Consider the following 22,176-nt stretch of genomic DNA (forward strand, 5'->3'; position numbering starts at 1 on the left):
CAACATGACCACACCAGTACTCGAAGCACGCGGCGTCACCATGCGCTTCGGCGGCCTCACCGCCGTACGCTCGGTCGACTTCACCGTCAACTCAGGAGAAATCGTCGGCCTGATCGGCCCCAACGGCGCCGGCAAGACGACCTTCTTCAACTGCCTCACGGGCCTCTACATCCCGACGGAAGGCACCGTCTCCTACAAGGGCACGGTCCTCCCGCCCAAGCCCCACCTCGTCACCCAGGCCGGCATCGCCCGCACCTTCCAGAACATCCGCCTGTTCGCCAACATGACGGTCCTCGAAAACGTCCTCGTCGGCCGCCACACACGGACCAAGGAAGGCCTGTGGTCGGCCCTCCTCCGCGGCCCCGGCTTCAAGAAGGCCGAAAAGGCCAGCGAGGAAAGGGCCATGGAACTCCTCGAGTTCATCGGCCTCGCCCACAAGCGCGACCACCTGGCCCGCAACCTCCCCTACGGCGAGCAGCGCAAGCTGGAGATCGCGCGGGCAATGGCGTCCGAGCCGGGCCTGCTCCTGCTGGACGAACCGACGGCCGGCATGAACCCCCAGGAGACGCGGGCCACGGAGGAACTGGTCTTCGCCATCCGCGACAAGGGCATCGCCGTCCTCGTCATCGAGCACGACATGCGCTTCATCTTCAACCTGTGCGACCGCGTCGCCGTCCTCGTCCAGGGCGAAAAACTCGTCGAAGGCACCTCCGAAGTCGTCCAGGCCGACGAACGCGTCATCGCCGCCTACCTCGGCGAACCCTTCGAAGGCGACCCCGGCGAAGCGGAAGCCGCCGAGGTCGAAGCCGCCGAAGCAGCGCAGAGCACCACCAGCACCAAGGGAGAAGCCCAGTGACCGCACTGCTGGAGGTCGAGGACCTCCGCGTCTCCTACGGCAAAATCGAAGCCGTCAAGGGCATCTCCTTCAGCGTCGAAGCCGGCCAGGTCGTCACCCTCATCGGCACCAACGGCGCCGGCAAGACGACCACACTGCGCACGCTGTCCGGCCTCCTGAAGCCGACGTCCGGCAAGATCCTCTTCGACGGCAAGCCACTGAACGGCGTCGCCGCGCACAAGATCGTGGCGCTGGGGCTGGCCCACTCCCCCGAGGGGCGCCACATCTTCCCCCGCCTCACCATCGCCGAGAACCTCCAGCTCGGCGCCTTCCTCAGGAAGGACAAGGAAGGCATCGAGAAGGACATCCAGCGCGCCTACGACCTGTTCCCGATCCTCGGAGAGCGCCGCAAGCAGGCCGCGGGAACCCTCTCGGGCGGCGAGCAGCAGATGCTGGCCATGGGCAGGGCCCTGATGTCCCAGCCGAAGCTCCTGATGCTGGACGAGCCCTCCATGGGCCTCTCCCCCATCATGATGCAGAAGATCATGGCGACCATCTCCGAGCTCAAGTCCCAGGGCACCACCATCCTCCTCGTCGAGCAGAACGCCCAGGCCGCCCTCTCCCTGGCCGACCAGGGACACGTCATGGAGGTCGGCAGCATCGTCGTCTCCGGCACGGGGCAGGACCTGCTGCACGACGAGTCGGTGCGGAAGGCATACCTCGGCGAGGACTAGGTCTTCCCCTTCGCCTTATACGACGAGGCCCGCGCCCCCTGATCCGGGGGCGCGGGCCTCGTCGTACTCGGGTCCGGCGTGTCAGCCCTTGTTGGACTTCTTCTCCTCGGCGTCCTGGATGACCGCCTCGGCGACCTGCTGCATCGACATCCGACGGTCCATCGACGTCTTCTGGATCCAACGGAACGCGGCGGGCTCCGTGAGCCCGTACTCCGTCTGGAGGATGGACTTCGCCCGGTCGACCAGCTTGCGGGTCTCCAGACGCTGGGAGAGGTCGGCGACCTCGTTCTCCAGTTCCTTCAGCTCCGTGAAGCGTGAGACGGCCATCTCGATGGCCGGGACGACGTCACTCTTGCTGAACGGCTTCACGAGATACGCCATCGCACCCGCGTCCCTCGCCCGCTCGACGAGGTCGCGCTGCGAAAAGGCGGTGAGCATGAGGACAGGGGCGATGCGGTCTTCCGCGATCTTCTCGGCCGCCGAGATGCCGTCCAGCTTGGGCATCTTCACGTCGAGGATGACCAGGTCCGGCTTGTGCTCGCGGGCGAGCTCGACGGCCTGCTCGCCGTCACCGGCCTCGCCTACGACGGTGTAGCCCTCTTCCTCCAGCATCTCTTTGAGGTCGAGCCGGATCAGGGCCTCGTCCTCGGCGATGACGACACGGGTCGTCAGCGGAGGCACGTGCGACTTGTCGTCGTCGGGCGCGTCTACGGGCTGGGGCGACTCGGGGGCGGTCACGGGGGCTCCTTGGTACGGGGCAGGTTACTGCTTGCCCTGAGCCTACCTAGCTCCTGTATGTTTGAGGCACCGAGGGGTTAGACTGACCTTCGGTTCGAAGAAGCTCCGGTAGTCCAATCGGTAGAGACGATACCCTCAAAAGGTATTAAGTGTGGGTTCGAATCCCACCCGGGGCACTTACCTCCGATTCGAAGGTGCCCAATCAAAAGCGGATGTTCCCGTTCTCGTGAACATCCGCTTTTTGCTGCGTGTCGCCGCGATCACTCTCACAGAGTGTCCACATGTACGACGTCAGCACACGCAAGCGAGCTCTCGCGCTGGTTGGCCAGGGCCGCAGCCTGAATTCGGTCAGCCGAGAGACAGGCATCTCACGAGCCGCGATCCGTTCCTGGCAACAACGCCTTGAGCCCTTGCCTCGCATGGCGCCCCCGGATCCCGGACCACCCGCAGATGAACGCGCATACGCCTATCTGCTGGGTCTCTATCTCGGCGACGGCTGCATCAGCGCCCACCCGCGCGGCACCGGCTACTACCTCCGGATCGCGTGCGCCGACGCGTGGCCCGGTCTCATGCAGCAGTGCCGTGAGGCCATCACACAAGTGCGCCCCGGCATCGGCGTCGCCACCCTCCAGAGGCAGGGCGGCTGCCGCATCACCAACTGGACGACTCGCCTCGTCGGCGGTGAGCGCAAGCGCTACGAGTATCCCCGGTACTTCTTCACCAACACCTCGACCGACATCATCCGCCTCTTCACCGATGCCCTCGACCGCGTCGGCGTCGAGTGGAAACCGCTGCACCAGAGCCGCGCCGCCGTCACCATCTCAGTCGCCCGCAAAGCCTCCGTAGCCCTAATGGACACCCACGTAGGCCCCAAACACTGACCCTGAAAAGGGGCCCCTCCTCAAAAGGGGCCCCTCCCCCACTACTTGGGACTGTCGTCCTCCGCAATGTGGTGCACGTGGACCAGATTCGTCGTACCGGCCATACCAGGAGGGGAGCCGGCCGTGATGACCACCGTGTCGCCCTTCTGGCAGCGGCCGTACTTCAGAAGCAACTCGTCCACCTGGGCGACCATCGCATCCGTCGACTCCACACTCGGCCCCAGGAACGTCTCCACACCCCACGTGAGGTTGAGTTGCGACCGCGTCGCCGGTTCAGGGGTGAACGCCAGCAGCGGGATCGGCGAGCGGTACCGGGACAGTCGGCGGGCCGTGTCGCCGGACTGGGTGAAGGCGACCAGGAACTTCGCGCCCAGGAAGTCGCCCATTTCCGCCGCCGCTCGGGCGACCGCACCGCCCTGTGTGCGGGGCTTGTTGCGTTCGGTCAGGGGCGGGAGGCCCTTCGCGAGGATGTCCTCCTCGGCGGCCTCGACGATCTTCGCCATCGTGGTGACCGTCTCGATGGGGTACTTGCCGACGCTCGTCTCGCCGGACAGCATGACCGCGTCCGTGCCGTCGATGACCGCGTTCGCCACGTCGGAGGCCTCCGCCCTGGTCGGGCGGGAGTTTTCGATCATGGAGTCGAGCATCTGCGTAGCGACGATGACCGGCTTGGCGTTGCGCTTGGCGAGTTTGATCGCGCGCTTCTGGACGATGGGCACCTGTTCCAGGGGCATTTCCACGCCCAGGTCTCCGCGCGCGACCATGATGCCGTCGAAGGCGGCGACGATGTCGTCGATCGCGTCGACCGCCTGGGGCTTTTCGACCTTGGCGATGACGGGGAGGCGGCGGCCTTCTTCGTCCATGATGCGGTGGACGTCCTGGATGTCCTTGCCGCTGCGGACGAAGGACAGTGCGATGACGTCGAAGCCCATGCGCAGGGCCCAGCGGAGGTCCGCCTCGTCCTTGTCCGAGAGGGCGGGGACCGACACCGCGACGCCCGGTAGGTTCAGCCCCTTGTGGTCGGAGATCATGCCGCCTTCGACCACGGTGGTGTGGACGCGGGGGCCGTCGACGGCGGTGACTTCGAGGCAGACCTTGCCGTCGTCGACGAGGATGCGTTCACCGGGGGTGACGTCGGTGGCGAGGCCGTCGTAGGTCGTGCCGCAGGTCTTTCCGTTCCCGTCGACACCCTCCTCCACCGTGATGGTGAAGGTGTCGCCGCGTTCAAGGAGTACGGGGCCTTCGGTGAAGTGGCCGAGGCGGATCTTCGGGCCTTGAAGGTCGGCGAGGATTCCGATGCTGCGGCCGGTTTCGTCGGAGGCCTTTCGTACGTGCTGGTAGCGCACCTCGTGGTCGGCGTAGCTGCCGTGGCTGAGGTTGAATCGGGCTACGTCCATTCCGGCGTCGACCAGTGCCTTGATCTGGTCGTATGAGTCGGTGGCGGGCCCCAGGGTGCAGACGATCTTTGCTCGGCGCATGTTTCGACCCTAGGTCTTACCGGCGAGTAGAGAATTGGTGGGGCATGACTACTCAACAACTGTTCGGTGAAGCCTTACTGACAAGTGTTGAATTGTGCGGCGGCGTGCTCCGATGAGCATTCTGGCCGACTTTCCGGGTGCTATTGCGGTCCTGGTGTTAAAGCTGTGGCGGTGCCATGGTGAAGCGGGCGTTGACCTGGGCGTAGACGCGTTGGCGTTGGGGTTCGAGGTCGAGGGGGGCGGCGGTGGTGTCTTCGGCGGCGCCGTAGGCGGCGGAGCGCATGCGGTTGCCGGGGGCGGCGGGGTAGGGCGGGGGCTGGGTGTTCTCGGCGCCGATGTCGGCCAGTTCTACGAGGGCTGCCAGTGAGGTGCCGAGGGCTTCGGCGTATTCGCGGGCGCGTTGGACTGCTTCGCGGACGGCTTGTTGGCGTGCTTGGCGGTGGGCCGGGGAGTTGGGGCGTAGGGCCCACCAGGGGCCGGTGACTTGGGTGAGGTCGAGGTCGGCGAGGCGGGTGGTGAGTTCGCCGAGTGCGGTGAAGTCGGTGAGTTCGGCGGTGATGTGGACGCGGCCGTGGTAGGCGTGGATGCGTTCGCCGCGGCCGTGTTCCTTGAGTTGTGGGGTGATGGAGAAGGAGCCGGTCTCCAGTCTCTCCACTGCCTCGCCGTATGTCTTGATGAGGTCGAGTGCGAGGGTGTTGCGGCGGGTGAGGTCGTCGAGGGCTGCGCGGCGGTCTTTGCCGCGGGCGGTGACGGTGATGCCGAGGCGGGCGATTTCGGGGTCGACTTCGAGGCGTGCTTCGCCGCGGACGGCGATGCGGGGGGCGTCGGGGGTGCCGTAGGGGACGGCGGGTTCCGAGGCGGGCGTGGTGGGTGGGGTGGTCATACGCCCCACTCTGTCACTTCTTACCTACTTGGAGCCTGTGTCGGTCATCAGATCGATACATGTGGGGTCTATTGCGGTTCGGCATGCACGGGTCAGAATCTACGCGCGTTGTTGACCATGCCCCAAGGAGAACGAGACATGCCGTTGAACCGCCGGAAGTTCCTGAAGAAGTCCGCCGTGACGGGGGCGGGGGTGGCGCTGGCCGGTGCCGCGGCGGCTCCGGCGGCCGAGGCCGCGGAGGCGAAGATGGGGTCGAAGTCGGCGAAGCGGTATGCGTTCACCGTGATGGGGACGACCGATCTGCATGGCAATGTCTTCAACTGGGACTATTTCACGGACAAGGAGTTCGACGACAAGGCGCACAACGATGTGGGTCTGGCGAAGATCTCGACTCTGGTGAACCAGGTCCGGGCCGAGAAGGGTCGTCGCAACACGTTGTTGATCGACGCGGGCGACACGATTCAGGGCACGCAGTTGTCGTACTACTACGCGAAGGTGGACCCGATCACTGCTGAGGGTGGTCCGGTGCATCCGATGGCGCAGGCGATGAATGCCATCGACTATGACGCCGCCGCGTTGGGCAATCACGAGTTCAATTACGGTATTCCAGTGTTGCGCAAGTTCCAGGAGCAGTGTCGTTTCCCGTTGCTGGGTGCCAACGCGCTGGACGCGAAGACGTTGCGGCCGGCTTTTCCGCCGTACAGCATGCACTGTTTGCGTACCCCGTTCGGGCGGGATGTGAAGGTGGCGGTTCTCGGTCTGACCAATCCGGGTATCGCGATCTGGGACAAGGCGAATGTGCAGGGGAAGATGACGTTCCCGGGTCTGGAGGAGCAGGCGGCGAAGTGGGTGCCGAAGCTGCGGTCGATGGGGGCCGACGTCGTCATCGTCTCGGCGCACAGTGGTTCGTCCGGGACGTCGTCGTACGGTGATCAGTTGCCGTATATCGAGAATGCGGCGGGCCTGGTGGCCGAGCAGGTGCCGGGTATCGACGCGATCCTCGTCGGCCACGCTCACACGGAGATCCCGGAGTACTTCGTCACGAACAAGGAGACCGGGAAGCAGGTTGTGCTGTCGGAGCCGTTGAAGTGGGGGCAGCGGTTGACGTTGTTCGACTTCGAGCTGGTGTGGGGCAAGGGTCGTTGGTCGGTCGAGAAGGTGGGTGCGCGGGTCCTGAACTCCAATGCGGTGGAGGAGGATCCGGAGATCGTGAAGTTGTTGGGTGACGAGCACGAGAAAGTCGTGGCGTACGTCAACCAGGTCATCGGTACGAACAGTGTCGAGATGACGTCGGTCGAGGCGCCGTACAAGGATGTGCCGATCATCGATCTGATCAACCACATTCAGGCGGATACGGTGAAGCAGGCGTTGGCGTCCACGGAGTACGCGGCGCTTCCGGTGTTGTCGCAGGCCGCGGCCTTCTCGCGGAGTGCGGTGATCCCGGCGGGCGAAGTCACGATCCGGGATGTGGCGGGTCTGTACGTCTTCGAGAACACGCTCGAGGCGCGTCTGATGACGGGTGCGCAGATGAAGGCGTATCTGGAGTATTCGGCGAACTACTTCGTGCAGACGCCCGTGGGCGCCGAGGTGGATCCGGCGAAGCTGACGAATGCGAACGGTACGCCGGATTACAACTACGACGTGGTGAGTGGTCTGACGTATGAGATCGACATCGCGAAGGCGGCCGGGTCGCGGGTGGCGAATGTGCGGTTCGAGGGGGTGCCGCTGGCGGATGACGCGAAGTTCGTGTTCGCCGTGAACAATTATCGGGCCAATGGTGGCGGTAACTTCCCGCATGTGGCCGCTGCCCAGTTGTTGTGGTCGAACTCGGACGAGATCCGTAACACCATGATCGCCTGGGTGAAGGCGAAGGGTGCGATTGATCCGGCCGAGTTCGCGTCGGTGGACTGGAAGCTCACGCGGGACGGTACGCCGGTGTTCTAAAAGGGTTCCCCCCGGTTACCTCCTGACCGTCACCTCCTCACCGTCACCTCCCCACCGTCACTACCGTCACCACGACGCCGGCGTTCCCTTGAGCGCCGGCGTCGTGGGCTGTTCGAGGCCGAAGGTGGTGAAGGCCGTTCGTGTGGGCAGGGGGTAGGGCTCCTTCTGGGTGAGGGAGTTGAGGATGGTGGCGCTGCGCCAGGCGGCGAGGCCGAGGTCGGGGGTGCCGATGCCGTGGGTGTGGCGTTCGGCGTTTTGGACGTAGGCCGTTCCGGTCACGGAGGGGTCGAGGACGAGGCGGTACTGGTCGTCGACGCGGGGGCGTTCGCGGCTGTCGCGGCGGAGGTAGGGGTCGAGTCCGGCGAGGATGTGGTCGAGGGGGCGTTCGCGGTAGCCGGTGGCGAGGACGACGGCGTCGGTGGTGAGGCGGGAGCGGGTGTTCTGCTGGGTGTGTTCGAGGTGGAGTTCGATTTTGGTGGTCGCCATGCGGCCTGCGGTGCGGACGCGGACGCCGGGGGTGAGGACGGCGTCGGGCCAGCCGCCGTGGAGGGTGCGGCGGTAGAGCTCGTCGTGGATGGCGGCGATGGTGGCTGTGTCGATGGCTTTGTGGAGCTGCCATTGGGAGGTGACGAGGCGGTCGCGGACGTCTTCGGTGAGGGCGTGGAAGTAGCGGGTGTAGTCGGGGGTGAAGTGTTCCAGGCCCAGCTTGGAGTACTCCATGGGGGCGAAGGCTTCGGTGCGGCCGAGCCAGTGGAGTTTTTCGCGGCCGGTGGGGCGGTTGCGGAGCAGGTCGAGGAAGATTTCGGCGCCGGACTGTCCTGAGCCGATGACGGTGATGTGGCCGGCTGCGAGGAGGGTGTCGCGGTGGTCGAGGTAGTCGGTGGCGTGGATGACGGGGACGGCGGGGGTTTGCACGAGGGGTTTGAGGGGGTCGGGGATGTGGGGTTCGGTGCCGATGCCGAGGACGACGTTCTGGGTGTAGGTGCGTCCGAGGGCTTCGGTTTCTCCGTTTTTGTCGAGTTGGGTGAAGTCGACTTCGAAGAGGTCGTGTTCGGGGTTCCAGCGGACGGCGTCGACTTGGTGGCGGAAGTGGAGTCCGGGGAGGTTTTCGGCGACCCAGCGGCCGTAGGCGTCGTATTCGGCGCGGTGGATGTGGAAGCGCTCGGCGAAGTAGAAGGGGAAGAGGCGGTCGCGGGTTTTGAGGTAGTTGAGGAAGGTCCAGGGGCTGGTGGGGTCGGCGAGGGTGACGAGGTCGGCGAGGAAGGGGACTTGGATGGTGGTGCCTTCGATGAGCTGGCCGGGGTGCCAGGTGAAGGTGGGGTGTTGTTCGTAGAAGGCGGTGTCGAGTTCGGCGAGGGGGTGGGCGAGGGCGGCGAGGGAGAGGTTGCAGGGGCCGATGCCGATGCCGACCAGGTCGCGGGGTGCGTCGGGTTCGTGGTGGGTTGGTTGGGGGGTGGTGCTCATCGGGGGGTGTTTCCTTCCACCAGTTTCAGGAGTGCGGCCAGGTCGTCGGGGCGGGTGTGGGGGTTGAGGAGGGTGGCTTTGAGCCAGAGCCGGCCGTCGAGGTGGGCTCGGCCGAGGACGGCGCGGCCGTCGGTGAGGAGTTTTCGGCGTACGGCGGCGACGGTGGCGTCGGTGGCGTGTGTGGGTCGGAAGAGGACCGTGCTGAGGGTGGGCCGGTCGTGGAGTTCGAAGCCGGGGTGGTCGTGGACGAGGGCGGCGAAGGTGTGTGCGTGGTCGCAGACTTGGTCGACGAGGGCCCCGAGGCCGGTGCGGCCGAGGGTTTTGAGGGTGACGGCGATTTTGAGGATGTCGGGGCGTCGGGTGGTGCGCAGTGAGCGGCCGAGGAGGTCGGGTAGGCCGGCTTGGGTGTCGTCGTCGGCGTTGAGGTAGTCGGCGTGGTGGTGGAGTGCGGTGAGGTCGTGGGGGTTCTTGACGGTGAGGAGGCCTGCGGCGATGGGCTGCCAGCCGAGTTTGTGGAGGTCGAGGGTGACGGTGTCGGCGGCTTCGAGGCCGGTGAGCTGTGTGCGGTGGCGGTTGCTGAAGAGGAGGCCCGCACCGTAGGCGGCGTCGATGTGGAGGCGGGTGCCGTGGGCTTGGCACAGGGTGGCGATGTCGGGGAGGGGGTCGATGAGTCCGGCGTCGGTGGTACCGGCGGTGGCGGCGACGAGGAGGGGGCGGGGCAGGGTGGTGAGGGCTTCGTCGAGGGCGGCGGGGTCGAGGGTGCCGGCGGGGGCGGGGACGAGGACGGGGTCGGGCAGTCCGAGCAGCCAGGCGGCGCGGGGCAGTGAGTGGTGGGCGTTGGTGCCGCAGACGAGGCGGAGTGCGGCGCCGTGCGTTTCGCGGGCCAGGAGGAGGGCGAGGTGGTTGGATTCGGTGCCGCCGGTGGTGACGACGGCTTCGGGTGCGCCGACTTCGCGGGCGAGTGCGCGTGTGACCAGGGTCTCCAGTTCGGAGGCGGCCGGCGCTTGGTCCCAGGAGTCGAGGGAGGGGTTGAGGGCGGAGGCGGCGAGGTCGGCGGCGGTGGCGACGGCGAGGGGTGGGCAGTGCAGGTGGGCGGCGCACAGGGGGTCCGCGGGGTCGGTGGAGCCTGCGGTGAGTGCGTGGACGAGGGTGCGCAGGGCGTCGGGGTCGCCGTTGTCCGGGAGTACGTCGCCGACGGCGTCCCGCATGTGTGCGGCGATGGTGTCGGGGCCGCCGGCGGGTAGTGGTCCGCCGCGGGTTCGGGTGCCGTCGCGCAGGGCGTCGAGGACGGTGTCGAGCAACGGCCGTAGGGCGTGGGGGCCTTCGGGGCCTGAGGCCAGGGGCGGCGTGCTCATGGACTCCTCCGGGGGCCTATGCGGGCGGGGAGTTCCAGCTTGTACGCGGTTGCATGGTCGCGTCCGAAAAGCCCGGGGATGAGAACCCGAAAGTGGGTAGTTCGGTGCGGGTGAAGCGAGTCGGGGCGCGGCCGACCCGTGGGTCTCGGCCGCGCCCCGATTGCCTGTGCAGGCCTCCTGTGCAGGCCTGTCTACGTCTGTCTACACCTACACCTGTCTACGCCTGTCTGCACCTGCCTACGCCTGTCTGCACCTGCCTACGCCTGCCTACGCCTGCTGTACCCGCAAGGCCCGTGTCAGGTCGTCGAGTTGGTCGGCGAGTTTGCGGCGCAGGGCCGGGATCGGGTCGGCTTCCCGGAGGCATTGCTCGCCCAGGCTGAGTGTTTTCGCGTCGACGGCGTATCCGGGGAAGGCCCAGCGGCCGGCGGCCTCGGCGATGGCGGGGCCGCGGCGGGCGGCGACGGCGACGGCGTCCTCGTAGTAGCGGGGGACGTACTGCCGTACGAGGTCGGTCTGTTCGGGTTGCCAGAAGCCTTGGGCGGTGGCGGTGAACAGGTAGTTGGAGAGGTCGTCGGTGGCGAACATGGCCTGCCAGGCTTTCGCTTTGGCGTCCGGGTCGGGCAGGGCGGCCCGGCAGCGGGCGGCGCCTTCCTGGCCGGTGGCGCTGGGGTCGCGGTCGAGTTCGGCGGCGATGGTGGTCTCGTCGGTGGCGCCGAGGACGGCGAGTCGGCCGAGGACGCGCCAGCGCAGTTCGGGGTCGAGTTCGGGGCCGCCGGGGACGGTGCCGTCGGTGAGCCAGGCGGCGATGGTGTCGGGGTGGGCGGCGACGTCGATGAAGTGGCGTACGGCGATCAGGCGCAGGCCGGGGTTGTCGCCGTCTTCGGTGCGGCGGATGAGGTCGCGGCACAGGGAGGACAGGGTGGCCAGGGCGGCGGGGCGGGCCTCGGGGGTGAGGTAGCGGTCGGCGATCTGGGCGGAGGCGAAGGCGAGGACGCCTTGGACGACGGCGAGGTCGGTTTCGTGGGGGAGGTGGGTGCGGGCGGCGTCCAGGTAGGTGGAGGGCGGGAGTTGGCCGTCGCGGACGGCGTCCCTGAGGGCGTTCCATGCGACCGCGCGGGTGAGGGGGTCGGGCAGGCGGGAGAGGGCGGTGGTGAGGGTGGTGAAGGACTCGGGGTCGAAGCGGATCTTGGTGTAGGTGAGGTCGCCGTCGTTGAGGAGGAGCAGTGCGGGGCGTTTGCCGATGGGGTGGGTGGTGGTGTGCGGGATGTCGAGGTCGAGGCGTTCGCGGAGGATGAGGTGGCGGCCTTCGTCGGCGACGTCCTGGTCGTAGAGGCCGATGGCGATGCGGTGGGGGCGGCTGCCGGTGTGGTCGACGGTGAGGGTGCAGGTGCCGCCGTCGGGGGTGATGCGGGGGGTGAGGGTGTCGGCGCCGGTGGTGCGCAGCCAGGCGTCGGCCCAGGCGTGGACGTCGCGCTCGGTGGCGCCGGCGAGGGAGTCGATGAAGTCGGCGAGTGTGGCGTTGCCGAACTTGTGGCGTGCGAAGTGGGTGTTGATGCCGGCGAGGAAGTCCTTCTCGCCGAGCCAGGCCACGAGTTGGCGGAGGGCGGAGGCGCCCTTGGCGTAGGAGATGCCGTCGAAGTTGAGGAGGGCGGACGCGGTGTCGGGCACGGCCTCGGGGTCGGGCGCGACGGGGTGGGTGGAGGGCCGCTGGTCGGCGTCGTAGCCCCAGCATTTGCGGGTGATGGCGAAGTCGGTCCAGGCGTCGGTGAAGCGGGTGGCCTCGGTGGCGATCTGGACGCCCATGTACTCGGCGAAGGACTCGTTCAGCCAGATGTCGTCCCACCATTTGAGGGTGACGAGGTCGCCGAACCACATGTGGGCCATCTCGTGGGCGATGGTGGTGGCCCGGCTCATGCGTTCGGTGTCGGTGACGGCGGAGCGGTAGACGTACTCGTCGCGGAAGGTGACCAGGCCCGGGTTCTCCATGGCGCCCGCGTTGAACTCGGGTACAAATGCTTGGTCGTAGGAGTCGAAGGGGTAGGGCTCCTCGAACTTCTCGTGGAAGCGGTCGAAGCAGGCCCGGGTGGTGTCGAGGATCTCCTCGGCGTCGGCGTCGAGGAACGGCGCGAGGGAGCGGCGGCAGTGGATGCCGAAGGGCAGGCCGCGGTGCTCGGTGCGCACGGAGTGCCAGGGGCCGGCGGCGACGGCGGCGAAGTAGGTGGAGATCAGCGGGGTGGGAGCGGCCTGCCAGCGGCCGCCGCCGAGGTGTTCGGTGACACTGTTGGCGAGGACGGTCCAGCCCTCGGGCGCGGTGACGCGCACCTCGAAGACGGCCTTGAGGTCGGGCTGGTCGAAGGCGGCGAAGACGCGCTGGACGTCGTCCAGGAACAGCTGGGTGTAGACGTAGGTTTCGCCGTCGGTGGGGTCGGTGAAGCGGTGCATGCCCTCGCCGGTGCGGGAGTAGCGCATTGCGGCGTCCACGCGCAGTTCGTGCTCGCCCGGGGTGAGGTTCTTCAGGGGGAGCCTGTTCTCGTCCAGGGTTTCCGGGTCGAGGGGCTGTCCGTCGAGGGTGACGGAGCGCAGGTCGGCGGGCTTGACCTCGACGAAGGTGTCCGTGGCGTCCTGGTCCGCGCGGACGGTGAACCTGATGACGGTGCGGGAGTCGAATGTCTCGTCCCCACAGGTCAGATCGAGGTCGATCGTGTAGCGGTGGACGTCGAGGAGCTTGGCTCGGGTCTGCGCTTCGTCGCGCGTCAGTACGGACATGCAGGACATGCTGCCTGATGGCCTTGGCATGGCACAGAGGCGGATCGGTACGTGCCCTATGTCCGGTCCTGCTCCAGCTCTCCGGTGTGCGCCCCCTAGGCGTTCTCCGGGGTGCGCCCCCTAGGTGTATTGATCACGAGTGTCAACAAGGTTCGTGATCAATGCACCTAGGCCCGCTGGGGCGGAACGCGGGCGTCCGGGTGGGGCAGGGCGGGGCGTGGGGTGGGTGCTGCTGGTTCGGTGTGGTCCTTGACCAGGGCGCGTAGTTCGCGCACTTCCTGTTCGAGGGCGAGGTGGCGTTGGTGGGCGTCGAAGAGGTAGCGGACTTTGGTGCGCAGGGACCAGGGGTCGATGGGTTTCATGACGAGGTCGGCGACGCCGAGGCCGAAGGCGGTGGCGGTCAGTTCGTGGTCGGGGCCGAAGCCGGTGAGCAGGATGACGGGGATGTGCTGGGTCTGTTCCAGGCGGCGCATGTAGCGCACCACGTCGAGGCCGCTGACGCCGGGCATGCGCACGTCGAGCAGCAGCAGGCCGACCTTGCCGCGCAGGACCTGCTTGAGGGCCTCGTCGCCGCTGGTGGCGCGGCCCAGCAGGTAGCCCAGCGGGGCCAGGGCGCTCTCCAGGGCGTAGAGGGTGTCTTTGTGGTCGTCGACGATGAGGATCCTGGCATCCGACGGCATGGCCCGACGTCCCTCCCTCGTGGGCGATCCAGCTTATGCCCGAAAAGCTGACGTGGAGTGCTCGTCAGCTGACAAGGAGTGCACAGCGCAGCATGCCGCTTGAGGGCCTCGGTGTCACGTGCGGGGAGCCGTCGGAGGAGGTCAGTTCGCCAGGTGTGGGGAGCCGTTCACGGTGTCGTCGGCGATGCGTTCGTGGTGCCTGATCACTTCGCCGATGATGAAGTTCAGGAACTTCTCAGCGAAGGCCGGGTCCAGTTTGGCGTTCTCGGCGAGGGCGCGCAGGCGGGTGATCTGCCGGGCTTCGCGGGCCGGGTCGGCGGGCGGCAGCTGGTGCCGGGCCTTGAGGTGGCCGACCTGCTGGGTGCATTTGAAGCGCTCGGCGAGCATGTGGACGACGGCCGCGTCGATGTTGTCGATGCTGTCTCGCAGCCGGTCGAGTTCCTCGTGGACGGCCGGGTCGACGTCACCGCTACCGGTGTGGCTGGTGGTCATGGGTGCCTACCCTACGTGGCCTACCCTGGGTGGCCTTCTCCGCGTGCCGTTCGATCCGGGGTGGGTCGTCGGGGTCGGGGACCTGGTTGTGCTCCGGCGGGGGTCGGCCTCGGGCTGCGGGGGGCCTGGCTGGGTGCCGATCACCTTGTGGAACTGCACGCGGTGAGTCCGCCGAGCAGTTCGCCGTCGGTGTCCTCGACGCGGACGGTGAAGTCCCCAGGTGTGCCGGCGCCGGTCGCGCGGGCGTTGAAGGCGGTGAGTTCGTCGTCGAGTCGCTGTTCGAGGGACTCGTCCGGGCCGCCCACCCGCACGGAGGCGGCGTTCTCGGAGTGCTGTTCGTCGGTCACGGTCCGGAGTGTGGCAGCGGTCGCCGTCCGCACCGGAGGCGACCAGGGAAGATCCGGCCGCATCCCCGTAGAGTGGAGACGGGTTCACGGCGTCTTGGGGGTACGGGCGTGGCGAACGACGGACCGGTCGAGCACGGCTACCCACACCTGGAGACGGTGCGGGCCGCGATCACGGCGTTGTACAAGCGGTTGTCGTACGACACCATCCAGACGTTCGCGACCAGTGTGCCCCCCGCCGACGTGGCGTTCTGCGACACCGATGATCTGTATCTGGGGGCGCAGCGGGTGGCCCATGAGCTGGTGCGGCACTACCGGCTGCCGGATGCCCGGATGGTCGTCAGCTTCCGTGACATGAAGCACGCGGCGAATATCGAACTCGCCGCCGGGCCCGAGTACTTCGTCGAGCTGAACGACCGCTTCCGCACCCATCGGCGGGACATCGGCGCGGCTCTCGCGCACGAGGTGATGCACGTCTATCTGCACCGTCTCGACCTGTCCTTCCCGGGCACCCGGGACAACGAGATCCTCACCGACACGGCGACGACGTACCTGGGCGCGGGCTGGCTGTTGCTGGACGCGTACCGGGAGGATGCCGCGTCGTCCCAGAAGCTGGGCTATCTCACGCCGGAGGAGTTCGGGTACGTCCTCGCCAAGCGTGCCCTGGTCTTCGGTGAGGATCCCTCGGTGTGGTTCACCAGCCCGCAGGCCTACACGGCGTATGTCAAGGGCATGGCGCGGGCGCGGCAGGACGAGCAGCAGCCTCCGCTGACGGCGGCCGGGTGGGCGGGGCGGCGGCGCTATGCGCGGGACCGGCGGCATGCGCCCGGGCCTCAGCCCGGGGTCCCCTATATGTTCAGTCCTGACGGCGGCGGCCATCTCCGCGTGTCTTTTCCCTGCCCGACCTGTTATCAGCGGATCAGGGTGCCGGTGCGGGGGCGGGTGCGGGCGCGGTGTGCGTTGTGTCGGACGGTGTTGGAGTGTGACACGTAAGTCGACACTGGGGACTCCGCTCCCAGACCGCTGGCCTGTGCCCACCGACCACCCGACTCGGTTGGCCAAGAAGTACCGCCTTACGCCCCGTACACCGGCCCCGGCATCTCCGCCTCCTCCAACAGCTTCAGCACCGCCTCCCCCGCTTCCCTCGCCCCCCACCGCGTCCCCTTGTCGACCGTCGGTCCCGGGCGCCAGCCCTCCATGACCGTGATCCGGCCGCCCTCCGCTTCGAAGACCCGGCCGGTGATGCCGGCGCTCGCCGGGGAGCCGAGCCAGACGACCAGGGGGGAGACGTTCTCCGGGGCCATGGCGTCGAAGCCGGTGGTGGGTGCGGCCATAGTGTCGGCGAATGTGCGTTCGGTCATCCGGGTGCGGGCCGCGGGTGCGATCGCGTTGACCTGAACGCCGTATCGGGCCAGCTCTGCGGCCGCCACCAGCGTCAGACCGACGATCCCGGCTTTCGCCGCGCTGTAGTTGCCCTGCCCCACCGAGCCCAGCAGCCCCGCTCCGCTGCTGGTGTTGACGATGCGCGCCTCGGGGGTGCGTCCCGCCTTGGCCTCGGCGCGCCAGTGCGCGGCGGCTTGTTTCAGGGGCAGGAAGTGTCCCTTGAGGTGGACGCGCAGGACGGCGTCCCAGTCGTCCTCGTCGAGGTTGACGAGCATCCGGTCGCGCAGGAAGCCGGCGTTGTTGACGAGGGTGTCGAGGCGGCCGTACGTCTCCAGGGCGGTGTGGATCAAGGATGCGGCGCCTTCGCTCGTCGCGATGTCGCCGCCGTGCGCGACCGCCTCGCCGCCCGCCGTGCGGATGGTGTCCACCACCTGCCCGGCGGGGCTGTCCGCGCCCGGTGTGCCGTCGAGGCCGACGCCGAGGTCGTTGACGACGAGCCGGGCGCCCTCGGCGGCGAACGCGAGGGCGTGGGCGCGGCCGAGGCCTCGGCCCGCGCCGGTGACGACGACGACCCTGCCTTCGCAGATTCCGCTCATATTCATGGCTCCTTGTCGGCGGTTGCCGCGTTGGCTTTTGCCGCGTTGGCGGTTGCCGCGTCCAGGAACGCCGGACGTTCCCCGCCGCCGTGCACGAGCAGGCTCGCCCCGCTGATGTAGGCGGCGGCGTCGGAGGCGAGGAAGACGGCGGCCGCGCCGACGTCGGCGGGTTCGGCGAGGCGGCCGAGCGGGACGGTGCGGGAGACGGCGGCGATGCCGTCCTCGTCGCCGTAGTGGAGGTGGGACAGCTCGGTGCGGACCATGCCGACGACGAGGGTGTTGACGCGGATCTCCGGTGCCCATTCCACGGCCATCGAGCGGGCGAGGTTCTCCAGACCCGCCTTGGCCGCTCCGTACGCCGCCGTCCCGGGCGACGGGCGGCTGCCGCTCACACTGCCGATCATCACGACGGCTCCCCGGGCCCGCTTCAGGTGCTCGTAGGCGGCGAGCGAGACCGTCAGTGGTGCGAGGAGGTTCAGCTCGACGACCCTGGTGTGCCGCTCGGCGTCGGTGTCGGCCAGCAGCCGGTAGGGGGCGCCGCCCGCGTTGTTGACGAGGACGTCCACCCGGGGCAGGGCGTCGAAGAAGCGGCGGACGGCTCCTGCGTCCCGTACGTCCAACGGCATGAAGTCGGTCTTCTCCACCGGCGCCTCCGGTGGGCGGCGCGCGCAGATCACGACCTGGGCGCCCGCGCGCGCGAAGGAGCGCGCGATCCCGGCTCCGACCCCGCGGGTGCCGCCGGTGACGACGGCGACCTTCCCGTCCAGCTCCATTCGCTGCTACCTTTCCACCTAACAAACGTTTGGTGGAAAGGTAGCTGATGCGCCCATGGGTGTCTCCACCTCGTCCCCGGGAAAGGGGATTTCCGTCTCCTCCCCGGCTGCCGGGGTTTGCGTCGTCACGGTCGACTTCCCGCCGGTGAACGCGCTGCCGGTGGACGGCTGGTTCGCGCTGGCCGACGCCGTGCGCGCGGCCGGCCGGGACGCGGGGGTGCGGTGCGTGGTGCTGGCCGCCGAGGGGCGGGGGTTCAACGCGGGCGTGGACATCAAGGAGATCCAGGCGCGGGGGCAGGGGGCGCTGGTCGGCGCCAACCGCGGCTGCTTCGAGGCCTTCGCGGCGGTGTACGAGTGCGAGGTGCCGGTGGTGGCGGCGGTGCAGGGCTTCTGTCTGGGCGGCGGCATCGGGCTGGTGGGGAACGCGGACGTGGTCGTGGCGAGCGAGGACGCCACCTTCGGGCTGCCGGAGCTGGACCGGGGAGCGCTGGGTGCCGCCACGCATCTGGCCCGGCTGGTCCCGCAGCACCTGATGCGGGCGCTGTACTACACCTCGCGCCGCGCGAGCGCGGCCGAGCTGCACGCGCACGGGTCGGTGTGGCGGGTGGTGCCGCGTGACGGACTACGGGCGGCCGCGCTGGAGCTGGCCGGCGAGATCGCCGCGAAGGACGGGGAATTGGTCCGCCTGGCCAAGGCCGCCATCAACGGCATCGATCCGGTGGACGTGCGCCGCAGCTACCGCTTCGAGCAGGGCTTCACCTTCGAGGCCGGCCTCAGCGGCGTGGCCGACCGGGTCCGCGACAGCTTCGGAAGGGAGCGTGCGGGTGACTGACAAGACGATGACCGCCGACGAGGCCGTCTCCCGGCTGGAGAGCGGCATGACCCTCGGCATCGGCGGCTGGGGCTCCCGCCGCAAGCCGATGGCCCTGGTCAGGGCGCTGCTCCGGTCGCAGATCACCGACCTCACCCTCGTGTCGTACGGCGGCCCGGACGTCGGCATGCTCGCCGCGGCCGGACGCGTACGGCGGCTGGTCACGCCCTTCGTCACCCTCGACTCGATCCCGCTCGAACCGCACTACCGCGCGGCGCGCGAGCGGGGGGCCTTCGAGCTGATGGAGATCGACGAGGCGATGTTCATGTGGGGCCTGCACGCGGCCGCGAACCGGCTGCCCTTCCTGCCGGTGCGGGCCGGGATCGGTTCGGACGTGATGCGGGTCAACCCGGGCCTGCGGACGGTGACTTCGCCGTACGAGGACGGGGAGACGTTCGTGGCCATGCCGGCGTTGCGGATGGATGCGGCGCTGGTGCACGTGAACCGCGCGGACCGGCAGGGCAACGGCCAGTATCTGGGCCCGGACCCGTACTTCGACGACTTGTTCTGCGAGGCGGCTCACGCCGCGTACGTCTCCTGCGAGCGGATCGTGGACACGGCGGAGCTGACGAAGGAGGCCGCGCCGCAGACCCTGCTGATCAAGCGCCACACGGTCACGGGGGTCGTCGAGGCACCGAGCGGCGCGCACTTCACGTCCTGCGCGCCCGACTACGGCCGGGACGAGGCGTTCCAGAAGCGGTACGCGACCACGCCCTGGGCTCAGTTCGCGGCGCGGTTCCTGGGCGGAGACGAACAGGCGTACCAATCGGCGATCAGGGAGGTGACATGAAGGGGGTCACCCGCGCCGAGTACTGCGTGATCGCCTGCGCCGAGGCCTGGCGCGACGCCGGGGAGATCCTCGCGAGCCCCATGGGCCTGATCCCGTCCATCGGCGCCCGCCTGGCCCGGCGCACCTTCGCGCCGGATCTGCTGCTGACCGACGGCGAGGCGCTGCTCGTCGGCCCCGACGGCACCGTCGAGGGCTGGCTGCCCTACCGGCAGCATCTGGCCCTGGTCACCGGCGGCCGACGGCACGTGATGATGGGCGCGAGCCAGATCGACCGGTACGGCAACCAGAACATCTCCTGCGTCGGCGACTGGGCGCGGCCGAAGCGGCAGCTGCTCGGGGTGCGCGGGGCACCGGTCAACACCCTGAACCATCCGACCAGTTACTGGATCCCCAGGCACTCCCGGCGGGTCTTCGTCGAGCAGGTCGACATGGTGTGCGGAGTGGGGTACGACCGCGCTGCCGGCGCGCGTCATCACCGCATCCCGCGCGTCGTCTCCGACCTCGGCGTCTTCGACTTCGCCACCCCGGACCACGCGATGCGGCTGGCCTCCCTCCATCCCGGGGTGAGTGTCGAGAAGGTCAGGGAGGCGACGGGATTCACGCTCGAAGTCCCGGACGAGGTGCCGTACACCCGCGAACCGACAGCCGAGGAGCAGCGCCTGATCCGCGAGGTGATCGATCCGGAGAACACCCGCGCGCGTGAGGTGGCGGACTGATGGAGGCGGACTGATGGAGACCGCGCTCACCCGGCTGGTCGGCGTCCGCCACCCGATCGTGCAGACCGGGATGGGCTGGGTGGCGGGCCCGCGCCTGGTCGCGGCGACGGCGAACGCGGGCGCGCTGGGCATCCTGGCCTCCGCGACGATGCCCCTGGACCGGCTGCGCGAGGCGATACGTGAGGTCGCCTCGCGCACGGACGCGCCGTTCGGCGTGAATCTGCGGGCGGACGCGGCGGACGCCGGCGACCGGGTGCGGATCATGATCGAGGAGGGGGTACGGGTCGCGTCCTTCGCCCTCGCGCCCTCCCCCGAGCTGATCGCCGAGCTCAAGGACGCGGGGATCGTCGTCATCCCCTCCGTCGGCGCCCGGCGGCATGCCGAGAAGGTAGCGGCATGGGGCGCGGACGCGGTGATCGTGCAGGGCGGCGAGGGCGGCGGGCACACCGGCGAGGTGGCCACGACGGTCCTGCTGCCGCAGGTCGTGGACGCGGTGCGGATACCGGTCGTGGCGGCGGGCGGCTTCTTCGACGGGCGGGGCCTGGTCGCGGCGCTCGCCTACGGGGCGGCGGGCGTCGCCATGGGCACGCGGTTCCTGCTCACCTCGGACTCGACGGTGCCGAACGCGGTGAAGGAGCGGTATCTGGCGGCGACGGTGAAGGACGTGACGGTAACGCGGGCGGTCGACGGTCTGCCGCACCGCATGCTGCGTACGGAACTGGTGGCCTCCCTGGAGAACTCCGGCCGCACGCGAGCCCTGTTTCAGGCCGTCCGCAGGGCGGCCGGTTACCGGAAGCTGTCCGGCACAAGCTGGCGTCGGTTGCTCGAGGACGGCCGGTCGCTCAAGCACGGCAAGGACCTGACCTGGAGCCAGGTCCTGCTCGCCGCCAACACGCCGATGCTGCTGAAGTCCGCGATGGTGGACGGCCGTACGGATCTCGGTGTCATGGCCTCCGGGCAGGTCGCCGGGGTGATCGACGACCTGCCGTCGTGCGTGGAGCTGGTGGAGCGGATCATGAAGGAGGCGGAGGAGGTCCGAGCGAGGCTCAGGCCCTCTCCATGAGACTCACAGCAAGTGGGGTGGTCGCGCCGTCGTCGCCGTCACAGCCTTTCGATGATCGTCACGTTCGCCTGGCCGCCGCCCTCGCACATCGGCACCATCCCCAACGGCCCCCTCGCACTGCTCGGCCCCTGAGGGGCCTCACAGGCTTCGGGAGCCTGCGCCGGACTCCGTCCGCCGTAGTGGGGTGGTCGCGCCGTCGCCGCCGTCACAGCCCCTCGATGATCGTCACGTTCGCCTGGCCGCCGCCCTCGCACATCGTCTGCAGCCCGAACCGGCCGCCGGTGCGCTCCAGTTCGTGCAGCAGGGTCGTCATCAGCTTCGCGCCCGTCGCGCCCAGCGGATGCCCGAGCGCGATCGCGCCGCCGTTGACGTTGACCTTCTCCGGATCCGCTCCCGTCTCCTTCAGCCAGGCCAGGACGACCGGCGCGAAGGCCTCGTTGATCTCGACGAGGTCGATGTCGTCGATCGACAGGCCGGTCTTCTTCAGCGCGTGGGCGGTGGCGGGGATGGGGGCCGTCAGCATGCGGATGGGGTCCTCGCCGCGCACCGACAGATGGTGCACACGCGCGCGGGGCCGCAGCCCGTGCTCGCGCACCGCCCGCTCCGAGGCCAGCAGCATCGCCGCCGCGCCGTCGGAGACCTGCGAGGAGCAGGCGGCCGTGATCGTGCCGCCGTCGATGACCGGCTTCAGCCCGGCCATCTTCTCCAGGGAGGTGTCCCGGCGCGGCCCTTCGTCGACGGCGACCTCCCCATGGGCCACGGTCTCCCGCTCGAAGCGCCCCTCGTCGATCGCCCGCAGCGCCCGCCGGTGCGAGCGCAACGCGAACTCCTCCTGGTCCTGCCGGCTGATCCCCCACTTCGCGGCGATCATCTCGGCGCCGACGAACTGGTTCACCGCCCGGTCCCCGTACCGCGCCCGCCAGCCCTCGCTGCCCGCGAAGGGGCCCTCCGTGAAGCCCAGCGGCTCGGCGGCCTGCCGGGTCGCGAAGGCGATCGGGATCTGTGACATGTTCTGCACGCCCCCGGCGACCACCAGGTCCTGCGTGCCGGAGAGCACGCCCTGTGCCGCGAAGTGCACGGCCTGCTGGGAGGAGCCGCACTGCCGGTCCACCGTCACGCCCGGCACCTCCTCGGGCAGTCCGGCCGCCAGCCAGCAGGTCCGCGCGATGTCCCCGGCCTGCGGCCCCACGGTGTCCAGGCAGCCGAAGACGACGTCCTCCACGGCGCCCGGATCGACGCCGGCCCGCGCGACCAGTTCCTTCAGCACGTGCGCGCCCAGGTCGGCCGGATGGACCCCGCTGAGTCCTCCCCCGCGCCGCCCCACGGGCGTACGGACCGCTTCGACGATGTAGGCCTCGGCCATGGCGACTCCCCAGACTCGTCAGACTCG

At 68.9% G+C, this 22,176-nt stretch carries 21 protein-coding genes and 1 tRNA gene; 10 read left to right on the forward strand and 12 right to left on the reverse strand.

What is annotated here, in order from left to right; all coding sequences use genetic code 11:
* Positions 1 to 4 precede the first annotated feature (4 nt).
* Positions 5 to 856, forward strand: coding sequence for an ABC transporter ATP-binding protein (locus tag CLM62_RS13540; RefSeq protein WP_095750170.1), 852 nt, complete (start codon positions 5 to 7; stop codon positions 854 to 856).
* Complete coding sequence (locus CLM62_RS13545; RefSeq protein ID WP_095750106.1) at positions 853 to 1,569, forward strand: ABC transporter ATP-binding protein; 717 nt, start codon at positions 853 to 855, stop codon at positions 1,567 to 1,569. The genes CLM62_RS13540 and CLM62_RS13545 overlap by 4 nt, the downstream gene beginning before the upstream one ends.
* An 81-nt stretch (positions 1,570 to 1,650) precedes the next feature.
* Here the strand turns inward: CLM62_RS13545 and CLM62_RS13550 are convergent, their stop codons facing one another.
* Positions 1,651 to 2,307, reverse strand: a complete 657-nt coding sequence (locus CLM62_RS13550; protein ID WP_095750107.1) for an ANTAR domain-containing response regulator — start codon at positions 2,305 to 2,307, stop codon at positions 1,651 to 1,653.
* 102 nt (positions 2,308 to 2,409) lie between these two features.
* Here CLM62_RS13550 and CLM62_RS13555 point away from each other — a divergent pair.
* Positions 2,410 to 2,483: transfer RNA gene (locus tag CLM62_RS13555), tRNA-Leu, on the forward strand.
* A 105-nt stretch (positions 2,484 to 2,588) separates the two neighbouring features.
* Positions 2,589 to 3,188 (forward strand): hypothetical protein, encoded by a 600-nt coding sequence (locus CLM62_RS13560; protein ID WP_095750108.1) that lies wholly within the window; start codon positions 2,589 to 2,591, stop codon positions 3,186 to 3,188.
* A 41-nt stretch (positions 3,189 to 3,229) separates the two neighbouring features.
* Here CLM62_RS13560 and pyk read toward each other — a convergent pair whose 3' ends face one another.
* Together pyk and CLM62_RS13570 are read right to left on the reverse strand one after the other, a co-directional pair.
* Positions 3,230 to 4,666, reverse strand: coding sequence for a pyruvate kinase (gene pyk / locus CLM62_RS13565; RefSeq protein WP_095750109.1), 1,437 nt, complete (start codon positions 4,664 to 4,666; stop codon positions 3,230 to 3,232).
* Positions 4,667 to 4,823: 157 nt separating this feature from the next.
* Positions 4,824 to 5,549 carry an SIMPL domain-containing protein gene (locus CLM62_RS13570; protein ID WP_095750110.1) on the reverse strand — a complete coding sequence of 242 codons (726 nt, stop codon included), beginning with the start codon at positions 5,547 to 5,549 and terminating at the stop codon, positions 4,824 to 4,826.
* A 138-nt stretch (positions 5,550 to 5,687) separates the two neighbouring features.
* Here CLM62_RS13570 and CLM62_RS13575 point away from each other — a divergent pair, with 138 nt between their 5' ends.
* On the forward strand, positions 5,688 to 7,493 hold the full coding sequence (locus CLM62_RS13575; protein WP_095750111.1) for a bifunctional UDP-sugar hydrolase/5'-nucleotidase: 1,806 nt from the start codon (positions 5,688 to 5,690) through the stop codon (positions 7,491 to 7,493).
* Between the two features lie 66 nt (positions 7,494 to 7,559).
* Here the strand turns inward: CLM62_RS13575 and CLM62_RS13580 are convergent, their stop codons facing one another.
* The 6 genes from CLM62_RS13580 to CLM62_RS13605 all read right to left on the reverse strand — a co-directional run bounded on the left by CLM62_RS13580 (position 7,560) and on the right by CLM62_RS13605 (position 14,597).
* Entirely contained in the window at positions 7,560 to 8,957 is a 1,398-nt protein-coding gene (locus tag CLM62_RS13580; protein ID WP_095750112.1) for a lysine N(6)-hydroxylase/L-ornithine N(5)-oxygenase family protein, read from the reverse strand.
* Positions 8,954 to 10,312, reverse strand: a complete 1,359-nt coding sequence (locus CLM62_RS13585) for an aminotransferase class V-fold PLP-dependent enzyme (RefSeq protein WP_095750113.1) — start codon at positions 10,310 to 10,312, stop codon at positions 8,954 to 8,956. The genes CLM62_RS13580 and CLM62_RS13585 overlap by 4 nt, the downstream gene beginning before the upstream one ends.
* 267 nt (positions 10,313 to 10,579) lie before the next feature.
* The gene (gene pepN / locus CLM62_RS13590; protein WP_179382084.1) at positions 10,580 to 13,078 is read right to left on the reverse strand and encodes an aminopeptidase N; all 2,499 of its coding nucleotides are present in this window, start codon (positions 13,076 to 13,078) and stop codon (positions 10,580 to 10,582) included.
* Positions 13,079 to 13,245: 167 nt separating this feature from the next.
* Positions 13,246 to 13,758, reverse strand: a complete 513-nt coding sequence (locus CLM62_RS13595) for a two-component system response regulator (protein ID WP_095750115.1) — start codon at positions 13,756 to 13,758, stop codon at positions 13,246 to 13,248.
* A gap of 141 nt (positions 13,759 to 13,899) precedes the next feature.
* Positions 13,900 to 14,250, reverse strand: coding sequence for a chorismate mutase (locus CLM62_RS13600; RefSeq protein ID WP_095750116.1), 351 nt, complete (start codon positions 14,248 to 14,250; stop codon positions 13,900 to 13,902).
* 140 nt (positions 14,251 to 14,390) lie between these two features.
* Positions 14,391 to 14,597, reverse strand: coding sequence for a hypothetical protein (locus CLM62_RS13605; protein WP_143659058.1), 207 nt, complete (start codon positions 14,595 to 14,597; stop codon positions 14,391 to 14,393).
* Between the two features lie 108 nt (positions 14,598 to 14,705).
* Here CLM62_RS13605 and CLM62_RS13610 point away from each other — a divergent pair, with 108 nt between their 5' ends.
* On the forward strand, positions 14,706 to 15,587 hold the full coding sequence (locus tag CLM62_RS13610; protein ID WP_095750118.1) for a hypothetical protein: 882 nt from the start codon (positions 14,706 to 14,708) through the stop codon (positions 15,585 to 15,587).
* A gap of 80 nt (positions 15,588 to 15,667) precedes the next feature.
* On the opposite strand, the gene CLM62_RS13615 is transcribed toward CLM62_RS13610, so the two are convergent.
* Positions 15,668 to 16,573, reverse strand: coding sequence for an SDR family oxidoreductase (locus CLM62_RS13615; protein WP_095750119.1), 906 nt, complete (start codon positions 16,571 to 16,573; stop codon positions 15,668 to 15,670).
* Positions 16,574 to 16,575: 2 nt separating this feature from the next.
* A complete protein-coding gene (locus CLM62_RS13620) occupies positions 16,576 to 17,346 on the reverse strand; it encodes an SDR family oxidoreductase (protein WP_095750120.1) in 771 nt (256 codons plus the stop codon).
* Between the two features lie 55 nt (positions 17,347 to 17,401).
* Here CLM62_RS13620 and CLM62_RS13625 point away from each other — a divergent pair, with 55 nt between their 5' ends.
* From CLM62_RS13625 to CLM62_RS13640, 4 genes are read left to right on the forward strand one after another with little or no spacing between them, the layout of a single operon-like run.
* Entirely contained in the window at positions 17,402 to 18,178 is a 777-nt protein-coding gene (locus CLM62_RS13625; protein WP_095750121.1) for an enoyl-CoA hydratase family protein, read from the forward strand.
* On the forward strand, positions 18,171 to 19,007 hold the full coding sequence (locus CLM62_RS13630; protein WP_095750122.1) for a CoA transferase subunit A: 837 nt from the start codon (positions 18,171 to 18,173) through the stop codon (positions 19,005 to 19,007). Before CLM62_RS13625 ends, CLM62_RS13630 begins: the two co-directional genes overlap by 8 nt.
* Positions 19,004 to 19,723: a CoA-transferase subunit beta gene (locus tag CLM62_RS13635; protein WP_095750123.1), complete on the forward strand. Its 720-nt coding sequence runs from the start codon at positions 19,004 to 19,006 to the stop codon at positions 19,721 to 19,723. The genes CLM62_RS13630 and CLM62_RS13635 overlap by 4 nt, the downstream gene beginning before the upstream one ends.
* 13 nt (positions 19,724 to 19,736) lie before the next feature.
* Positions 19,737 to 20,786, forward strand: a complete 1,050-nt coding sequence (locus CLM62_RS13640; RefSeq protein WP_095750124.1) for a nitronate monooxygenase family protein — start codon at positions 19,737 to 19,739, stop codon at positions 20,784 to 20,786.
* 205 nt (positions 20,787 to 20,991) lie between these two features.
* Here the strand turns inward: CLM62_RS13640 and CLM62_RS13645 are convergent, their stop codons facing one another.
* Positions 20,992 to 22,149, reverse strand: coding sequence for an acetyl-CoA C-acetyltransferase (locus tag CLM62_RS13645; RefSeq protein ID WP_095750125.1), 1,158 nt, complete (start codon positions 22,147 to 22,149; stop codon positions 20,992 to 20,994).
* Positions 22,150 to 22,176: the final 27 nt, after the last annotated feature.

The organism is Streptomyces sp. SA15, assembly GCF_002291145.1.
GTDB lineage: Bacteria > Actinomycetota > Actinomycetes > Streptomycetales > Streptomycetaceae > Streptomyces.

Bases quoted from the DNA above. Each gene is read 5' to 3' on its own strand.
- CLM62_RS13540 (WP_095750170.1), top strand. From the start codon at position 5: ATGACCACACCAGTACTCGAAGCACGCGGCGTCACCATGCGCTTCGGC.
- CLM62_RS13560 (WP_095750108.1), top strand. From the start codon at position 2,589: ATGTACGACGTCAGCACACGCAAGCGAGCTCTCGCGCTGGTTGGCCAG.
- pyk (WP_095750109.1), bottom strand. From the start codon at position 4,666: ATGCGCCGAGCAAAGATCGTCTGCACCCTGGGGCCCGCCACCGACTCA.
- CLM62_RS13570 (WP_095750110.1), bottom strand. From the start codon at position 5,549: ATGACCACCCCACCCACCACGCCCGCCTCGGAACCCGCCGTCCCCTAC.
- CLM62_RS13575 (WP_095750111.1), top strand. From the start codon at position 5,688: ATGCCGTTGAACCGCCGGAAGTTCCTGAAGAAGTCCGCCGTGACGGGG.
- CLM62_RS13580 (WP_095750112.1), bottom strand. From the start codon at position 8,957: ATGAGCACCACCCCCCAACCAACCCACCACGAACCCGACGCACCCCGC.
- CLM62_RS13585 (WP_095750113.1), bottom strand. From the start codon at position 10,312: ATGAGCACGCCGCCCCTGGCCTCAGGCCCCGAAGGCCCCCACGCCCTA.
- pepN (WP_179382084.1), bottom strand. From the start codon at position 13,078: ATGTCCGTACTGACGCGCGACGAAGCGCAGACCCGAGCCAAGCTCCTC.
- CLM62_RS13595 (WP_095750115.1), bottom strand. From the start codon at position 13,758: ATGCCGTCGGATGCCAGGATCCTCATCGTCGACGACCACAAAGACACC.
- CLM62_RS13600 (WP_095750116.1), bottom strand. From the start codon at position 14,250: ATGACCACCAGCCACACCGGTAGCGGTGACGTCGACCCGGCCGTCCAC.
- CLM62_RS13615 (WP_095750119.1), bottom strand. From the start codon at position 16,573: ATGAGCGGAATCTGCGAAGGCAGGGTCGTCGTCGTCACCGGCGCGGGC.
- CLM62_RS13620 (WP_095750120.1), bottom strand. From the start codon at position 17,346: ATGGAGCTGGACGGGAAGGTCGCCGTCGTCACCGGCGGCACCCGCGGG.
- CLM62_RS13625 (WP_095750121.1), top strand. From the start codon at position 17,402: ATGGGTGTCTCCACCTCGTCCCCGGGAAAGGGGATTTCCGTCTCCTCC.
- CLM62_RS13635 (WP_095750123.1), top strand. From the start codon at position 19,004: ATGAAGGGGGTCACCCGCGCCGAGTACTGCGTGATCGCCTGCGCCGAG.
- CLM62_RS13640 (WP_095750124.1), top strand. From the start codon at position 19,737: ATGGAGACCGCGCTCACCCGGCTGGTCGGCGTCCGCCACCCGATCGTG.
- CLM62_RS13645 (WP_095750125.1), bottom strand. From the start codon at position 22,149: ATGGCCGAGGCCTACATCGTCGAAGCGGTCCGTACGCCCGTGGGGCGG.